The following is a 17,136-nucleotide window of genomic DNA, read 5'->3' as shown; positions in this document are numbered from 1 at the left end:
TACACGGATAAAGCTGTATTTCATCCAAATGAGAAGTGCTATATTTTCACTGATTACGAGTTTTTTTACTTTGCTTGATCCAGAGATTTTTTCGTTGATTTAGCACTTCCATTTGTTTTTGCGCGCGATCGCGCATTGACCCAAAAGCAGGTAAATCTTCTGGCTGCTGGCTTAAATATTGGGCCAAGGAACTTATCGTTGGATGTTGAAACATGGTTACAACTGAGAAATTCCGCTGAAAAACAGCTTGCAGTTTATTAGTAACCTGAACCATCAACAATGAATTACCACCAAGGTCAAAGAAATTATCGTTGACGCCTACCTTTTCTAGATGCAGTACTGTTTGCCAAACTTTAGCTATTTCTTGTTCTATCTGAGACTGGGGAGGTTGATATGTAGATGCTAACTCGGGACGCAAGCTATCGGGAACAGGTAAGGCGCGGCGATCCACTTTGCCGTTGGGTGTGAGTGGTAATGTATCTAAGATCACAAAAGCAGAGGGAACCATATATTCAGGCAGCTTTTCTCGGAGGCGATCGCGCAATTCATCAATAGAAGGTGGATGATCTTGATTGGGAACTACATAGGCAACCAAACGGCGTTCACTGAGTCTATCCTCTGTGGCGATCACAACTACCTCCCGCACCTGTGGGTGTTGTCCCAGGACTGCTTCAATTTCTCCCAGTTCGATGCGGAAACCGCGAATTTTCACTTGGTGGTCAATTCTCCCCAGAAATTCGATGTTCCCATCAGGACGGTAACGTGCTAAATCCCCTGTCTTATAAAGGCGATTAAATTTTAGATTTTGAGATTTTGCGGAAAGTCTGTAGACACGAAGTGGCTTCCCGTAAGGGTGCGGAGGCTTCCTCCGTACTCTAACGAGAAGCCGCTTCGCGTCTACGCGAAGCGTCCCGGAGGGAACCTCAGAACTTTCCAAGACGGATTTTGGATTACTAAATTGTGTGCGATCGCAATCTTCTGGATTTTTACTACAATCCCCCAATTTATAATCTAGAATCGGTAATTCAAAATGGGTCAAGGGGTTGGGAATGAACTTTTCTTCTGTCAATTCAGGTCTATTTAGATAGCCTCGTGCCAATCCCACACCACCAATATGCAACTCACCCGGAACTCCGATAGGAACAGGTTGGAGATGTCTATCTAATATGTATATCTGGGTATTGGCAATCGGTCGACCGATAGGAACTATTTTCTCGTTGCTACCCTGTTGACAGCGCCAGGCAGTGACATCAATGGCGGCTTCGGTGGGCCCATAAAGATTGTATAATTCTGCATCCAAATACTCAAAGAAGCGTTCTTGTAGGTCAAAAGGTAAAGCTTCTCCACTACAAATGACACGTTTGAGACTCTGACATTTCTCTAATCCCGGTGCTTCTAAAAATACTTGCAGCATTGAGGGAACAAAATGCAGTGTGGTAATTTGCTCCTGTGCAATCAGTTCGACTAGATAGCTAGCATCTTTGTGACCTTCTGGTTTGGCTAAAACTAGGATTGCGCCTGTCAACAAAGGCCAGAAGAATTCCCAGACAGAGACATCAAAGCTAAAAGGTGTTTTCTGTAAAACTCTATCTGCTGGTGTTAATTGATAAGCATCTTGCATCCACAACAAACGATTGCATAAACCAAGATGAGTATTCATTACTCCCTTGGGTATGCCTGTAGAACCAGAGGTATAGATGACATAGGCGAGATTTTCTGGTTTAACTTCACCCACTAGATTCTGTTGGCTGTGAGCAGCAAAAGTTTCACTGTCTGTGTCTAGGCATATAACTTGCGCTTGGTGTGGCGGTAGTTCTTTAACTAAATGTTGTTGAGTGAGTAACACTTTTACACCAGCATCTGCCAACATCAACGCCAAACGCTCTTGAGGATAGGCGGGATCTAGGGGTAAATAAGCACCACCCGCTTTGAGGATGGCTAAGATACCAATCACCATTTCTGGCGATCGCTCCATGCAAATACCAACGACTACATCTGGTTGCACACCCAACTGGTGTAAGCTATGAGCAATTTGATTGGCTCGATGATTTAATTCCCGGTAGGTGAATGTTTCTTTGTTAAAGACAACAGCGATCGCATCGGGTGTCCGTTCTACCTGCTCCTCAAACAAATGATGAACGCACAGATTTTGCGGATACTCTGTTTTGGTATCATTCCAGTCAACTAGAAGTTGTTGTTTTTCAGGTGCTGTGAGTAAAGGTAAATCTGCAATGCACTGATCGGGATTGTTGACAACCCCTGTGAGCAATGTCTGGAAATGCCCTAGCAGCCGATGAATGGTATCGGCATTAAACAAATCAGTGTTGTATTCAGCTGTTACCACCAATCCATGATCTGTGTCTGCCACAAATAGAGTCAGGTCGAACTTTGCTGTGCCGTTTTCGCCTTCCTGACAAGTTATGGATATATCTGATAACTTGGGACTCGGTATTGGCACATTCTGGAGAACAAACATGACTTGGAAGAGGGGATTGTAGCTGAGGTCTCTATCTAGATGTAGTTCCTCGACTAACTTCTCAAAAGGCAAGTCTTGATGAATATAAGCTTCTAAGGCTGTTGATTTTACCCGGGAGAGCAATTCTCTAAAACTGGGTTGGTTGGCTAGGTCTGTACGTAGCACCAAAACATTGACAAAATATCCAATTAATGCTTTTACCTCTGTTTGGTTACGATTGGCGATCGGAGAACCTACCAAAATATCAGTCTGCCCTGTATAGCGATAAAGTAAGACTTTGAAAGCCGCAAGCATTGTCATAAACAGGGTTGCGCCTTCGCTATGACCTAGTTTTTTCAGTTCTGCTGTCAGGGTTGGGGACAGAGTTAGTTTTGCTTGAGCGCCTTTGAAGGTTTGGATAGGTGATCGCGGACGGTCTGTAGGTAGATTCAAGACAGGCAATTTACCACCCAGCTGCTGTTTCCAGTATGTCAACAGAGTTTGGATGCGATCGCTTTGCAGCCATTGCCTCTGCCAATAGGCAAAATCTATGTACTGAATAGGCAGTTCCGGCAGCGGTGAGGGTTCTCCACGAGAGAATGCTGCATACAGTGCTGCCAATTCTTGAATGAGAATGCCGATTGACCAGCCATCGGCTATGATGTGGTGCAGGGTGAGGAGCAATGTGTATTCTTGTTGGTCTAAGCGCAGTAGTTTGGCACGCAAAAGTGGTTGACTGGACAAGTCGAATGGTTGCTGAGCAAATTCAGTAGCTAGACGTCGTACTTGTTCAGCGCGTTGGTTGACTGCAACTTGCTGTAAATCCTCTGTGAGCAAGGTTAATTTAGTAGCTGGCTGAATCACTTGCAGAGGTTGTCCATCCACGACCACAAAGTTTGTTCGCAAAACTGCGTGACGTCTGATGATTTCATTTAAGCTTTGGGCGACTACTGCCTCGTTAACCTCACCTTTGCAGTTAATCAATATGGGAATGTTATATGCAGGCGAATCAGGAACAAACTGATGGATAAACCATAATCCCTGCTGAGAGAAAGATAAAGGGTGAACAGATGTAGTTTTCTGAACTTGAGTAACAGATATAGATGGGATGGAAGTTGTTGTTGCTAATTGAGTAAGTATCTTAGTGGAGAGCGATCGCGTACTCAACCCTTCAAAGAAGTCTGCTACGGATACAGTGACTTCTAGGTCAGTCTCAATCTGGTTTTTTAACTCAAAAACTCTCAAAGAATCGAGTCCCAAGCTGCTTAATGGCTGTTGCGGGTGAATTTCCTTCAGTGCGGCACCAAGGGCGCGTGCTACTTGTTCTCTGAGATAAGATTCTAAAAGTGGCTGAGACTCTTCTGGAGTCAGCGCTAAGAGAGTTTGTCGTTGTAAGCGGTTTTCTTTACCTAAATAAGCAGTATTTTCACTGATACTACTGCCGACCACATCAAGTTCACCTGCCAGAAAAGCTGCTTTGGTGGCACGACGTTGAATTTTGCCACTGGAAGTTTTAGGAATAGTACCTGGTTTAATCAAAACTACTGCATGAACTTGTACTTCATGTTCTTCAGTCACTGCTTGACGAATAGCAGTGGTGACTTCATCGATATCCGGTTTGGCGCGAAATTCCAATTCTTGCACGACGACCAGCTGTTCTTCATCATCAACCTCAACTGAAAAAGCAGCTGTACTACTTGATCGCAACGATGGATGGCTGCGTTCTGCGGTTAATTCAATATCTTGGGGATAGAGGTTGCGACCTCGAATAATGATTAAATCTTTTGCTCTCCCAGTAATGAAGAGTTCTCCATTGTCTAGAAAGCCTAGATCCCCAGTCCGCAAAAACGGCCCTTCTCCTGTATCTTTGAGGTAGGCACGAAAGGTTTGCTCTGTTTCCTCTTGCCGATGCCAATAACCCTGACCCACACTTAGTCCTGATACCCAAATTTCTCCCACTTGATTTGGTGAAAAGCGGGTTAATGTTTCAGGATTGGCAATCACAATTTGTTGTTGAGGAATAGTTTGACCGCAACTGACAAAGGTTTGGATGTCTTTATCTTGTGTATCAGCACTAACTTCAATGACCTGATTGTTTGCAAGTGCACATTTCTGGACTTTTTTCACAATCGGTAAGGCTGTCTTGCTGCCACCAGAAACCATCAGAGTTGCTTCAGCCATGCCGTAACAAGGGTAGAAGGCTTCTCGACGGAACCCACACTCTGCGAAGGTGAGCGCAAATCGCTCTAGGGTATCCTGTCGCACAGGTTCAGCGCCATTAAACGCTACACTCCAACTGCTGAGATCAAGACAAGAGCGTTGTTCTGGGGTAATCTTGTGAATACAATATTCGTAGGCAAAGTTAGGAGCGCCACTCGTTGTCCCTTTATATCTAGAAATAGCTTGCAACCAGCGCAAAGGTCGTTGCAAAAAAGATGCTGGCGACATCAGAATGCAACTAAACCCACCATATAAAGGTTGCAAAATACCACCAATCAGTCCCATATCATGGTATACGGGTAGCCAGGAGACAAATTTACTGTTGGGTGAATGTCCCATGAATTGGTAAGTGGCGGCGGCGTTGTGTAGCAGGTTGCCATGACTGAGCATGACTCCCTTGGGGATGCCCGTAGAACCTGAGGTGTATTGGAGAAAGGCTATGGTATCTGCATTGATATCGGGTTGTTGCCAAGAATCTTCTAGATCCTGTGCTAGGTTGTCGGTAACAAGCCAGCGTATATTTTCCAGGTTTGTTTGCTGTGCAAGTATGGATTGTAATGTAGGGAGTATCGCTGTTGTAGTGAGAGCGATGCTAGCCTGTGCATCTGTGCTGATAGCCTGGATTCTGGGTGCCTTGCGTTTATTTTGAGGCGGATAAGCTGGAACCGCTACAACCCCAGCGTAGAGACAACCAAAAAAAGCACTTAAGTAATCTAGTCCTGGCGGATAGAGTAGTAAGGCACGTTCCCCTTTTAAATTCAAAGCTTGGAGTTGAGATGCGATCGCTCGACTGCGCCGATCCAATTCATGATAAGTCAGGGACGATTCTTGAGTTTCTCCGTCTTCAAGGAAGGTAAATGCTGTCTGGTGTGGTTGGGTGATGCTGCGATCGCGCAGCAAATCAACAACTGTTGCACAGTGATGGGGAACTTGTAAGCCATTCAAAACTGGGATCATTTTCCGCCTTAGGCATTGAGATGCACACGAACAATAGCTGAATATGTTTTGCCTGTGGCACATTTAACTCTGTGTGAGTCAAAGTACTGGCTTCATACTTCTAAAGTTGTCGCCCAATAATGTCCAACATCGATCAAGTGCTTGTACAGTCAAGTTTTTAACTATTCAAATTCAAAATGTTTGAAATGCTTGCTGTGACTGGCTTTTCTCGATAATGTTATTGATTTGTCGACAACTCTTTTTATTTAATTGCAATTGATACTCCTTAAAGTTTTGAGTGGGACAGAAGACTGTATGGATAAGTTCAAAACCATAACATACTCTGAAAGTTCCAAAAATAGGGTTTTTCGCCACAACTTCAGGAGAACTCAATTGGGAAAACTTTGAACAGACCTTAGTGTTGCCTCATGAAAGACTCCGCGTTATTGCTTGGCCAATAATACAACTTTTTTTCCAACTAAGTTGAGATTAATTTTCAATAGTTCCTATTTACTCTATTAGGAATTTATTGCATTTGGCAATACGTTGTTTATAGGCAATGCTTATAGCAAAAGCTTTTTTGTTTTTTTTATATAATCAAAAATCATCTTATTACTTTTGGGGGATGTTAAAATATAGTTTTATATAAGTCGCAAGCTGTCAAAACTTGTGTGGTAGAGTAATAGTTCCTTAGCGATCGCTGCTAAAGGATTTGGCTGTTGATTTTGTGGTTTCGTGTGTGGTACTACTGTTAAGTAGGGGTTTAAGTTAGTTTCATCCATCCAGCCAGAATAGTATTTCACACTAGTAGATTTTGGTGAAATTTCCAGTAATTCCAAATCACCACGAATAGCATTTGCATTTCTTTTATTACCAGTAGGATCAAACGTGACACCAATACCCGTAGGGCCACCACCACTATAATTTAGAGCTACTTCATCAAAACCTCGCACAAAGCGTTCTCCATTCCAATGCCATTCAAAACCTGGCCAAAATACAAGTGGTTTTTCTGGTGGTAAAACTCGCCCAAAATTGTATCGACTAGCACCTTGATCTAACTTGACTGTAAAGCCTTGTGTTGTCCTGACTTCATAACGACCTTTGCGAGTTTGAAAATCTATAGGACTCCACCAAAGTACTTCAATTGTTTCATTATCCTGATTAGGATATAGAGTTAAAGCTGGTGTTTGACTTAATAATTCACTATAAATTGGTAAACCAGATTTTGGCAATTGAACCATTGCTGCAAACCGCCAGCAAGACCAACTTTGAGGATTGTCAACTGCTTGTAAATTAATTTGACAAACACCGTTACCCGTACCAACCCAAAGCTGATTGTTTTCCAATCTCAACTTGTCTGGGATTGCCCCTACTAAAGGGCTATTGTAAACATTGTAGGAAGTTAAAGAACCAGAATTGAGATTCTGAGGATTAGGACGATAAGCAACTAAACCTTTAGCAGCAAGATAAGGATTTCCTTCACCACTAATTTTTGTACCCATCCAAAACGTTGGATTATCAGTATTTCCTGTGACAACTAAATCAGTAATTTGATGCGATCGCAATTCTTCAGGTTTAATAAACGTAAACTTATTTGTTTGTGGTTCGTAGCCAACAATTGTTGCAATTCCATCATTACCTTCACCTTGTTCAAAGGCAACTGACCACCAAATCCGGTTTCCATAAATAACAGCAGCAGTAATTCGTGGTAAACCCAGTTGTGTACCTATATTTGTATTTGTCTGTTGTTGTAATTCTTTGAGAGTATATAAAGTTTGACGCTGGGGCTGTTTACTATTAGGAGTAATTAATTCAAAGAAGACTTTATCTTTATTTGGATCTGGTACTGTTGGTGTTAATGGCTCTCTCAGAACTCGATATCGATAAGTTTCACCTTGAAATTGAATTGTTTGGAAATCTTGAGAATACTCCGAATAATTTTGTGGCTTTAAATTCTCAGGTAAAGTTCCTGGCTGCACTGCCCAGCTATTATTACCTCGACAAAACACAAAATCTTGATTACGAGTTTGAAATTTCACAGTATCAGCATCAGCCACAACATTACGAATGTGAAAATCAAACCTTTGATAAAAATCTGCCTGTTCTCCTGGTACACTCAAAGACAAAACCGCAGGCTTTGGACAATTTTTAACTTCACCTTTTACAGCCTGAGCATTATTATCAATTGGAGCAGTACAAGCACTAACTATAAATAAAATACCCGTTATCTTAACAATACCTTTCATCTCTTTATCTTTACTCTGCGTCCTCTGCGTTCTCTGCGGTTTATTAAAAAATAGATTTTTTTCCAAAGCTTCTGTTTAGCCTTAAGACATAAAAATACTCACTAACCTGCTATACTTTACAGCTAGTGCAGTGTTAGTAAGTAAATAAAAATTGCCTCAAGACGCGATGTTTATCGCCTCTGCTACAAAAACTATCTTTTGTAAGTTGACCACAGATAACATAGATAAATTGGTAATTGGTGATTGGTGATTGGTAATTGGTAATTTTATTCCCCATTACCCTGACTCCATATCTATTCAATTAGTTCCGACTTTAATTGACTTTGCAAATATTTACCCCATTCTGCTGCTAAAGGAATTTCTGTAAAGGGAACTCGCACAGAATTAGCAGCAGGAAATACAAATTCCAACTCAATAGTCCGACCTTTGTCTGGAGGTTGATGTGTATCGACAATTTTTTCATCTACCACTAGGCGTATCTCTTCAACATCATCCAAAGAAAATGTTTCTAGTTTAATCGGGCCTTGAGGCGTTGGTTTACCCCAAGTAATAGAGTTACCTTTTTTTCCTAGTACCGCATAAATATCGTACTTCGCCTTGTCAAATTGCTCTGCCCAAGTTCGATAGGCTTCAATTTTTTGATATTCTTGAGAGCCTTGCCAAGCTAACCAGAAAAACGCTGCTAACAGAGGTAGCCATAAAAGACCATGTTCCATGATGATTTTTAACTCTAAAGTTAGGAAAAAAGAATTTTTGGAGCAAAGGTTAAAGAAACAAGACTAAAGGAAAATTACGTCTATTCCTCTTTAACCTTTACCCCTTACCCTATTTTCTAATGTGTAGCTATGATGCGAAATACAGCCACTTGGGGACTGTATAAGTTATGGTAATGAGCATACTGGCAAAAAGCGGTGATGACTTGATATGAGAAGGGTTTTATTTTTGTGCCTGTTTGTCATCGGGCTTAGTGCTGCGATATTTGGTTTCCTGAATTTTCAGGGACTAGCAGCAAAAGGCGAATTTGAGACGATTGTGCTGGATTTTCGGGAAGATATTCCCCAGGATGAATTGCAAAGGGAATTGCAAGCGATCGCTCAACAGTACAATGTTACACCCCGATTAGATAATAAATTCTCCGCCAAGGATAATGTCTATATTATCGAAGGTGATAAAAAGCGACTTAAAGAACTGCGAAAGTCTAAAATTGCCTCAGCGACAGAATTTATTGAGCCTAATTATATTTATAGAATTCCCACATTGGATGAAGACAGAGTTCCCAATGAAGGCTTCACACCCAGTGCTAACGAACCTAACGATCCAATGTATAGCAAGCAATGGCATTTGCATAACATTGGTGTTGTAGGTGCGTGGAAGGAAACTAAAGGTAGTGGGATCACAGTAGCAGTAATTGATACTGGTGTTACCCAGGTGCGTGACTTAGAAGAGACGAAGTTTGTTAAAGGCTACGACTTTGTCAATGACACAGAAGAAGCCAAAGACGACAACGGACACGGTACTCATGTTGCTGGTACGATCGCTCAAGCCACCAATAACAATTATGGCGTAGCGGGAGTGGCCTACGAGGCTAATATTATGCCCTTAAAAGTACTCAGCAGCTATGGCGGTGGTACTGTTGCTGACATTGCTGAAGCAATTAAGTTTGCCGCTGATAATGGTGCAAACGTCATCAATATGAGCTTGGGTGGTGGTGGTGAAAGCCATCTGATGAAAGATGCGATCGAATACGCCCATAACAAAGGTGTAGTAATAGTAGCTGCGGCGGGGAACGAAAACGAAAATTCTGCCGCCTATCCAGCCCGTTATCCCCGCGTCATCGGCGTGTCAGCCTTAGGGCCAGATGGCGAAAAAGCCCCCTATTCTAACTTTGGCGCTGGGGTAGATATTTCTGCTCCTGGTGGTAGCGATGCAGGTAAAGTTTTGCAACAAACTATTGACCCTGAAACTGGTGAAGGTGTGTTTCTTGGTTTACAGGGTACAAGCATGGCTTCCCCCCACGTTGCGGGTGTAGCTGCACTCATCGAAGCTGCTGGTGTGCAAGAACCAGATGAAGTTTTGCAAGTCCTCAAAGAATCAGCCAGAGCCATAGAGGAAGATAGCTTAAACTACTATGGTGCTGGACAACTCAACGCCGAAGCAGCAGTACAACTTGCCGTACGCGGACAAATCAGTTTCCAAGACTTTTTCCGTTGGTTGCGGGATAATGGCTATCTCAACCCTGGTTTTTGGATTGATGGCGGTGCAGTAGCATTATTACCTAAGATTTTGATGGTACTGGGTTCTTATCTGTTGGCTTGGTTTTTACGGGTTTATTTCCCCTTTACCTGGAGTTGGAGTTTATTGAGTGGTTTAGTTGCTGGTAGTTCTGGATTATTTTTCCTCAAAACAATCTACATATTTGACTTACCACAGTGGCCTTTCCGCTTATTGGGTAGTTCCATACCAGAACTCGGCAATACACTGCAAGGAAGCAGCACCTTAAATCCCTTATTTGCTAGCGTACTCATTCCCATTGTGTTAGTAGTACTACTGCTAGGACATCCACAATGGAAATGGTTTGCGATCGGTTCATCCTTAGGTGTCGCCGCCTGCTTAGCGGTAAGTGCGGTATTAGATCCCGCCGTTTGGGGCTTGGGAAGTGGGATGTTAGCCCGTAGCTTCCTAATAATTAATGCCCTACTTTGTTTTGGTTTAGCTCGCTTAGCCGTGAAAAACGAGGAACAATCAGCCTAAAATTCAGAGGGACAAGGGGGACAAGGGGGACAAGGAAGTAATTTTTCTCCCCATCACCCCATCACCCCATCACCCTACTTTGAAATTCAGGAGTTTTACTGAAAATGAGCATCACAGTCACAGGAACTGTCGAACGCCGTGATATAGGTACTGGCGCTTGGGCATTAGTTACCGACGACGGTACTACTTACGAAATTCTCAGAGGTGCTGATAAAAGCTTACTCAAAGCCGGACAAAAAGCCAAAGTCACAGGCGAAGTGCGTGAAGATGTCATGACGATCGCTATGATTGGCCCTGTCTTGGAAGTCAAATCTTTTGATCTGCTGAAGTAGAACCTAAAACTGCTTGCAAACGACTTCTAAATTCACCTTTGGGATGACCCCCTTTTACCTCGCCCACAATCTGAAATTCTCCTTCTGGAGAATCACAAATAATGTAGGTAGGCCATCCCATCTGTGATTTATCTGGATACTGTGTCAACAAAATCTGGCGATATTTACGGTAAGTACCCGTATCCTGCATTTTGACATCAATAAATTCTAAACCTAGTTCCTCTGCCACTTTCTTGTCATAAAATGACATTTTGTGGCAAATACCGCAGTCTTCACTAGAAAATTTGATTACAGCTAGAGGCATGTGGCTGTGTAATTACTTGACTCAGATTAAAAATTATCACATTAATACAATAATTTACAGAGAAAGTAATAAATTGTAGCCAAAATAATTGTTTTAAAAATCGACCACCGATAAACACAGATGCACACCGATGGACACAGATAGATTATCCCTTGGCAACTGAGTAGTGATTGGGGAAGAGGTGATTGATAATTGATATTTTTCTTTTTGATTACCTTAGACCTTGTACTAGCTTTTTTGTCGCCAATCAATAAATTCTAATTATTATGCTTAGTAGTTGCCTCTCCTCACACTCAGTATGTTGATCAGTTTTAATTTAGGGTATGTTAAGTGCTAGACCAAAAGCACACAGATAATCCATCTGTGTTTATCGCCTTGCACGGTGTTCGTTTTCACAATCAAACATAGAGTTTTGCAAGCAGTTTAGTATTAGTGTACAGCCACAAATCAAAATCGCTTTTCACAACTAGATGTTGTTTGCAAAGCCGTACACACGCAGAAAATATAGAAATTTTCAACTAATTAAATACCAAGTTGTCTTGCAAAAAGTAGTAATGCTCTGATACAGTTATCATTGCCTAATTATTGCAACCAAAGCGACCGTTTATAACGGCACTGCTACATAGAGTGGCTATTAAGCGATTAATTCACAAAATATCCTCTAGACTGCCAAGTGAGTAAATGCAGAACACTGTGCTACAACTGTCAAGTCCTCTCTAGTTTGGAACACTCTTGTTTTGATCTAAATATTTCTTCATTGAGTATATTATCATTAAATCATCAAGTTAATATCAGCACATATAAGTGCGTAAATCTGCTTGTTGTTTAACCTTATAATCGCCGTGGAAGAACTTCTGGAAGCTGTAGAAAAAATTCTACAAGACAAGCCTCTCAGTTTCATTCAGCGGTTTGGTGCTATACGTCCTTGCTCACGTATGTGGCTAACCGAAGCAATGGTAAACTCTGCGCCGAAATGACAACCTACACATCCTTGATCTTGGAAAGTTTGCAAGCCTCGCTGTTGCTGTTCGCTAAGGGCTGTAGTGTTTCCTTCCATAAAGCTATCAAAGGGTGTCTGATCAGAGATGAGCGTAGACTCGTATGACTGAATTGCCAACCCAAAGAATAAGGGGAAGTTGTACTCTATCAGCCTGTACTGGTTCTTTTCTGAGGAATTGGGCTGATCGATGATAGTCTGCGAACCATCAGCATTAACTTGAACCCACTTACTAGACCTCCACCACTCTGGATTAAAGGCATCCTTAATCAATTTTTCGTAGGTTATACTTTTAAGACCAGGTTCGGGGAATCTGCTTTCAGCCCCTAAAACACTATCCTCTGGATGTACAACTTGCTTGCCTAGTGGACGAAGAGGAAGCAACTTGTGACCTGTTTCCAGGGTTTCTGTTTCGGATTCCTCCTGAATTTGTCTATACTTGTGGACTCGTCCTAATTTGTCACCAATGTTCTCAAAAGTGCGACCATCAGCGGACATCTCAAAAGTACTGACTGGTGGAGCCAATGCTTGGGATGCTAAAGATGAATTCTTCAAGCTGACTTTGACAAGTTCTAGCTGATTAGGATCGCTTGCCTTGCCAACAAAGGCATTGGGATCTCTTAAACCCCAAGGATTTACACCATTAAAGATGTTTTGTGCCCTTCCATCCCAAAAATTACGGAAGTTGAATACCGCATCGATCACTGTTGGCGCGTTGCGCGGTTCGACTCGTCGCACTTGAGTGCCTCCGACATTAAAGATCAGATCCTCTTTTGGATTTACCTTGTCCTCTGCCTGACCAGGAACAACTTCAACAAACTCCGAATAGAATACCCCCTGAGATGAAACGATATCGTTACTGTCAGATATGACTGTACTGTTAGCATCATCCGGGTTTGACAGCTTATGGAATGGAAAATCTTCCGGCTTGAGCTGATAGTTCGCTGCACCACCTACTTGGAAAGTTGCATCCTGAACTATGGGATCGTCAATATTTGCACGCTCAACACCAGGATTAATCTGATTTTTAGATCTATTATCTGCTCCAGCATGGAAATGGCAGCTAGCACAGGTGGTGATGCCATCGCTACCAAGCTGCATATCCCAGAAGAGGGATTTTCCCAGCTTGATCGCGGCTGTCTTGTCTCGAATGAAGTCTCCAATATTGTCAGGCTCCGGAACAGATACAGTTTTCAGTGAAGCGATCGCAGGTGCTGGTGTTACCTGTGCCGACACAGTATGTCCACATATGACAGCTGCGGTCACTAATACCGCGATTGTTATAGCTCTTGAATACTTTGATCTTAGCCGTCGGGTAAGGTCTATAAACTTAAAACCCCACCCTTCCCCGCTCATCGAACTTTTGCCGCGGGACAATATTCGTCGTAGTATGCCCATTATGACAATTCCTACTTCTAAGTCAAAACCTACGTATTGAAAGTGGTTCGGAAACCAAAAAAACAAACAACAGCAGACATCCCAAAATAGCAATGCTATTTGAGCTGCAAGATTACTCTTTCGAGCTATCATTTGTCCCTTCTCAGATTGAGTCCGGTTGAATTCTTCGTTGTTGCGAAAAAAGCGATCGCACAGTAAAGAAATCCCAAACTGTCGCAATTTTTACCTTGCGGCAAGCCACTAACGTGCTTACACTCCGCCAGGCAGCGATCGCAATCATTTTGGATCGTTACTTAACCGGACTGAATATCATGTGTCATTTGTCATCACAAGTAAATTACGTCCGATGTGAATTAAAGGTCTCTTATCCTATATAGGTTTCCAGGCTTGTCAGAAATCACGAATTAAAAATCGGAGAAATTGTCAAGGATTTCCATACCTTATTCCTATTAGACGCAAATTTTGACAAATGACAAATAAAAATCCAGATATAAACTTCTCATAAATTGAATCTGAATACCATACATATTAGAAAAAATTATATATTGTCATTTTTAAAACTTAAAATACTAAAACATTGATATTTAAAGGATTTTTAGTTTAATTATGCTGCGAGAAATTTATATATAAAAAACAGGAAACTTTTATTGAAAAGGATTTTGATAATTTTTCAGCAATAAAAATATAATTATTTTACAGTATAAATTTAAATTATTCATCAAATAAAAATCATTAAAGGATTAGTAAACAATCAGTAAAAAAGTAGTAAAAGTCAAAAATTTTTCTTACATTTCTTACTTTTCTTACCTTTCTTACTTTAAATTTAAAGTATAAATATTGAAGCTACTAGTACGCGGAAAAAGTAGCGCAATTGCTTATATTGCAAGGCTAGTATTTGTGATTTTATTGCTTAAAATTGTGTAGAGTATTGAATGATTTTAGGCACTATTAATCGACAAACCTAATCAAAGTAAAATTGACAAACTAATGTCTGAAAAGCTTAATCATTAATACTAGCTGCCGTTCATTTGCGTCCATAGTATTAATCATTTGAACCATAGAATTTATATAAATTAAAAAAGCAAGAGCAGTGATTGTTTGGCTTGAAATTAATTTAGTTGTTCTATGGTTCAGTAAGATACTGAAGCGTTCCTTTGACCTGTACTTATAACTCTTGCTGCACATGACAAGTAGGCAATTTTGGAATGAGAAAAAAATTCTGGTAATTGAAGCCGATGCAGAAATCCGAAATTTGTTTCTAGAAAGCCTGGAAGCAGAAGGATACTGCACTATAGCTGCTGAAAATGGTCTCATTGGTGTTCAACGGGCATACGAAGAGTTACCCGATTTAATTGTAAGTGAAATTTTGATTCCCAAACTTGATGGTTACAGCGTTCTAACTACGCTGCGCCAAAACTTTGTCACAGCTATCATTCCTTTGATTTTTGTCACTGCTAACGTGACTCAAACTCAGATGCGTAAAGGCATGGAACTGGGAGCCGATGACTATCTTACTAAACCTTGTGCAGTAAATGAATTAGTGAGAGCGATCGCAGCGTGTTTGCACAAACGATCTATTCTCCAGTACTGGTACACTAAACAGTCCCACCTGTTAACAGAAGCAGCAGTAGCTAATTCTCAACAACAGTGCCATACATGTGCAGAACTACCACTAACCGATCATCAACAACAGTGCCATACATGTGCAGAACAAATGCTAGCTGACAACAGAAAACCAACAAATCATGAGTTTATATTCCCATCCGATCCCCCATTAAGTGAAGTCTTTAGTTTCAATCATAGGTTTAGTAGGTGATACCAAGGAGATAGACCCGAAACAAATTCAAAATTTAAGTCCTTTTATTGAACAAGTTTTACGGGTGGAAAAACCCTTCAAACGGGCTTCTTTAGAATTTCGTTACGGAGAACATTCTGAGGTAGTTGTACCAACCCTCAATGGATCTATCACCTTCGGTCAAAACCATCCCTTGGTGATTGTTGCTGGCCCCTGTTCCGTAGAGAACGAAGAAATGATTATAGAAACCGCACTGCGAGTCAGAGGCGCAGGAGCGCATTTTCTACGAGGAGGAGCTTACAAACCCCGTACCTCACCTTATGCTTTCCAAGGTCACGGTGAGAGTGCTTTAAGCTTGTTAGCAAAAGCTCGCTTAGCTTCAGGTTTAGGAATTATTACTGAAGTTATGGATACGAGTGACTTAGATAAGGTTGCAGAAGTCGCAGATGTCGTGCAAATTGGCGCTCGCAACATGCAGAATTTCTCCTTGCTCAAGAAAGTAGGTGCGACAGCTAAGCCAGTGTTGCTCAAGCGCGGTTTATCAGCAACAATTGAAGAGTGGTTGATGGCAGCAGAGTACATTTTAGCTGCTGGTAATCCCAACGTAATTTTGTGTGAGCGAGGAATTCGCTCCTTTGATCGGCAGTATACTCGTAACACCCTGGATATATCTGCAATTCCAGTGTTGCGATCGCTTACCCACTTACCAATCATGATTGATCCCAGCCATGCTACTGGTAAAGCAGAATATGTACCTACTATGGCGATGGCTGCTGTAGCAGCTGGAGTAGATTCACTGATGATTGAGGTTCATCCTAATCCAGCTAAGGCGCTCTCAGATGGGCCTCAATCTTTGACAGTGGAGGGATTTGAAAAATTCATGCAGGAAATGTCTCCCTTAGGCAGATTTTTCGGTCGTTGGACTCAAAATCATAGTATGCCTGCAAAGTTATCACTACAAGTTTCTTCCAGCACAGCCATTTTTTCCGGTTAATCCATCTCTGCAATGAGTAGGTGTGCAGAACTGCACGCTTTCTCCAAAAGTTTTCGAGGAATTACCAATGTACTTGGATACCCATTGCTACAAAACTAAAGGTGAAATTTTTGTTTCTCGCTCGGTGACAAAAACTTCAATGGAATCTGCGATTGAAGAAGTTCTGTTGCGTCTAGATTCCCAACGTGGAGGATTGCTAAAAAGCAGCTACGAATACCCAGGACGGTATAAAAGGTGGGCGATCGGTTTTATCAATCCACCCCTAGAATTTGTTACCCGAGATAACAATTTCAGACTCACAGCCCATAATGAGCGAGGTATGGTGCTGCTAGAGTATTTAGCAGAACGTCTATACAATTTAGCGCAACTTCAGGATGTTACCTGGAAAATAAATCATGTAACTGGCTGTGTTCGACCAACAGAACGTTTCTTTTCAGAAGAAGAAAGAAGTAAGCAACCATCTGTCTTCAGTATTATCCGAGAAATTCTGCATACTTTCGCAAGCTCAGAAGATGAGCATCTAGGACTTTACGGTGCTTTTGGCTACGACTTAGTGTTTCAGTTCGAGCAAATGCCAAAGCATTTGCAACGTGCCGAAGACCAACGGGATTTGGTACTGTATTTACCTGATGAATTGTTGATTGTTGACTATCATCAGCAAAGTGCATTTTGTTTGCAGTATGAATTCGTCACCAAAAATGGTAGTAG

9 protein-coding genes and 1 pseudogene are annotated in these 17,136 nt (G+C 41.6%); 5 read left to right on the top strand and 5 right to left on the bottom strand.

Annotated elements, in window-relative coordinates; genetic code table 11:
• Positions 1-46: 46 nt before the first annotated feature.
• From UYI_RS0112010 to UYI_RS0112000, 3 genes are all read right to left on the bottom strand, one after another.
• On the bottom strand, positions 47-5,632 hold the full coding sequence (locus tag UYI_RS0112010; RefSeq protein WP_016866913.1) for a non-ribosomal peptide synthetase: 5,586 nt from the start codon (positions 5,630-5,632) through the stop codon (positions 47-49).
• A 620-nt stretch (positions 5,633-6,252) separates the two neighbouring features.
• Complete coding sequence (locus UYI_RS32475) at positions 6,253-7,857, bottom strand: hypothetical protein (protein ID WP_016866912.1); 1,605 nt, start codon at positions 7,855-7,857, stop codon at positions 6,253-6,255.
• A 293-nt stretch (positions 7,858-8,150) separates the two neighbouring features.
• Positions 8,151-8,573, bottom strand: coding sequence for a hypothetical protein (locus UYI_RS0112000; RefSeq protein ID WP_016866911.1), 423 nt, complete (start codon positions 8,571-8,573; stop codon positions 8,151-8,153).
• A 208-nt stretch (positions 8,574-8,781) separates the two neighbouring features.
• On the opposite strand from UYI_RS0112000, the gene UYI_RS0111995 reads away from it, so the two are divergent.
• Both UYI_RS0111995 and UYI_RS0111990 read left to right on the top strand, forming a co-directional pair.
• Entirely contained in the window at positions 8,782-10,608 is a 1,827-nt protein-coding gene (locus UYI_RS0111995) for a DUF5942 domain-containing protein (protein ID WP_016866910.1), read from the top strand.
• Between the two features lie 104 nt (positions 10,609-10,712).
• Entirely contained in the window at positions 10,713-10,940 is a 228-nt protein-coding gene (locus UYI_RS0111990) for a hypothetical protein (protein WP_016866909.1), read from the top strand.
• On the opposite strand, the gene UYI_RS0111985 is transcribed toward UYI_RS0111990, so the two are convergent.
• Positions 10,915-11,244: a hypothetical protein gene (locus UYI_RS0111985; RefSeq protein ID WP_016866908.1), complete on the bottom strand. Its 330-nt coding sequence runs from the start codon at positions 11,242-11,244 to the stop codon at positions 10,915-10,917. The genes UYI_RS0111990 and UYI_RS0111985 overlap by 26 nt on opposite strands.
• 901 nt (positions 11,245-12,145) lie before the next feature.
• On the bottom strand, positions 12,146-13,507 hold the full coding sequence (locus UYI_RS32470; protein WP_235147941.1) for a cytochrome c peroxidase: 1,362 nt from the start codon (positions 13,505-13,507) through the stop codon (positions 12,146-12,148).
• Between the two features lie 1,315 nt (positions 13,508-14,822).
• On the opposite strand from UYI_RS32470, the gene UYI_RS32465 reads away from it, so the two are divergent.
• From UYI_RS32465 to UYI_RS32460, 3 genes and pseudogenes are all read left to right on the top strand, one after another.
• Positions 14,823-15,455, top strand: coding sequence for a response regulator transcription factor (locus UYI_RS32465; RefSeq protein ID WP_016866906.1), 633 nt, complete (start codon positions 14,823-14,825; stop codon positions 15,453-15,455).
• Positions 15,418-16,428 carry a 3-deoxy-7-phosphoheptulonate synthase gene (gene aroF / locus UYI_RS0111970; RefSeq protein ID WP_016866905.1) on the top strand — a complete coding sequence of 337 codons (1,011 nt, stop codon included), beginning with the start codon at positions 15,418-15,420 and terminating at the stop codon, positions 16,426-16,428. Before UYI_RS32465 ends, aroF begins: the two co-directional genes overlap by 38 nt.
• Positions 16,429-16,495: 67 nt before the next feature.
• Positions 16,496-17,136, top strand: a pseudogene (locus tag UYI_RS32460) (anthranilate synthase component I); the annotation flags it as partial.

The sequence above is a fragment of the Fischerella muscicola PCC 7414 genome, from assembly GCF_000317205.1.
Lineage (GTDB): Bacteria > Cyanobacteriota > Cyanobacteriia > Cyanobacteriales > Nostocaceae > Fischerella > Fischerella muscicola.
Note: the sequence above shows the minus strand (reverse complement) of the source record. Positions and strands in the feature narration are given on the sequence as shown.

Bases quoted from the DNA above. Each gene is read 5' to 3' on its own strand.
- UYI_RS0112010 (WP_016866913.1), bottom strand. From the start codon at position 5,632: ATGATCCCAGTTTTGAATGGCTTACAAGTTCCCCATCACTGTGCAACA.
- UYI_RS0111985 (WP_016866908.1), bottom strand. From the start codon at position 11,244: ATGCCTCTAGCTGTAATCAAATTTTCTAGTGAAGACTGCGGTATTTGC.
- UYI_RS32465 (WP_016866906.1), top strand. From the start codon at position 14,823: ATGACAAGTAGGCAATTTTGGAATGAGAAAAAAATTCTGGTAATTGAA.
- UYI_RS32475 (WP_016866912.1), bottom strand. From the start codon at position 7,857: ATGAAAGGTATTGTTAAGATAACGGGTATTTTATTTATAGTTAGTGCT.
- UYI_RS0112000 (WP_016866911.1), bottom strand. From the start codon at position 8,573: ATGGAACATGGTCTTTTATGGCTACCTCTGTTAGCAGCGTTTTTCTGG.
- UYI_RS0111995 (WP_016866910.1), top strand. From the start codon at position 8,782: ATGAGAAGGGTTTTATTTTTGTGCCTGTTTGTCATCGGGCTTAGTGCT.
- UYI_RS0111990 (WP_016866909.1), top strand. From the start codon at position 10,713: ATGAGCATCACAGTCACAGGAACTGTCGAACGCCGTGATATAGGTACT.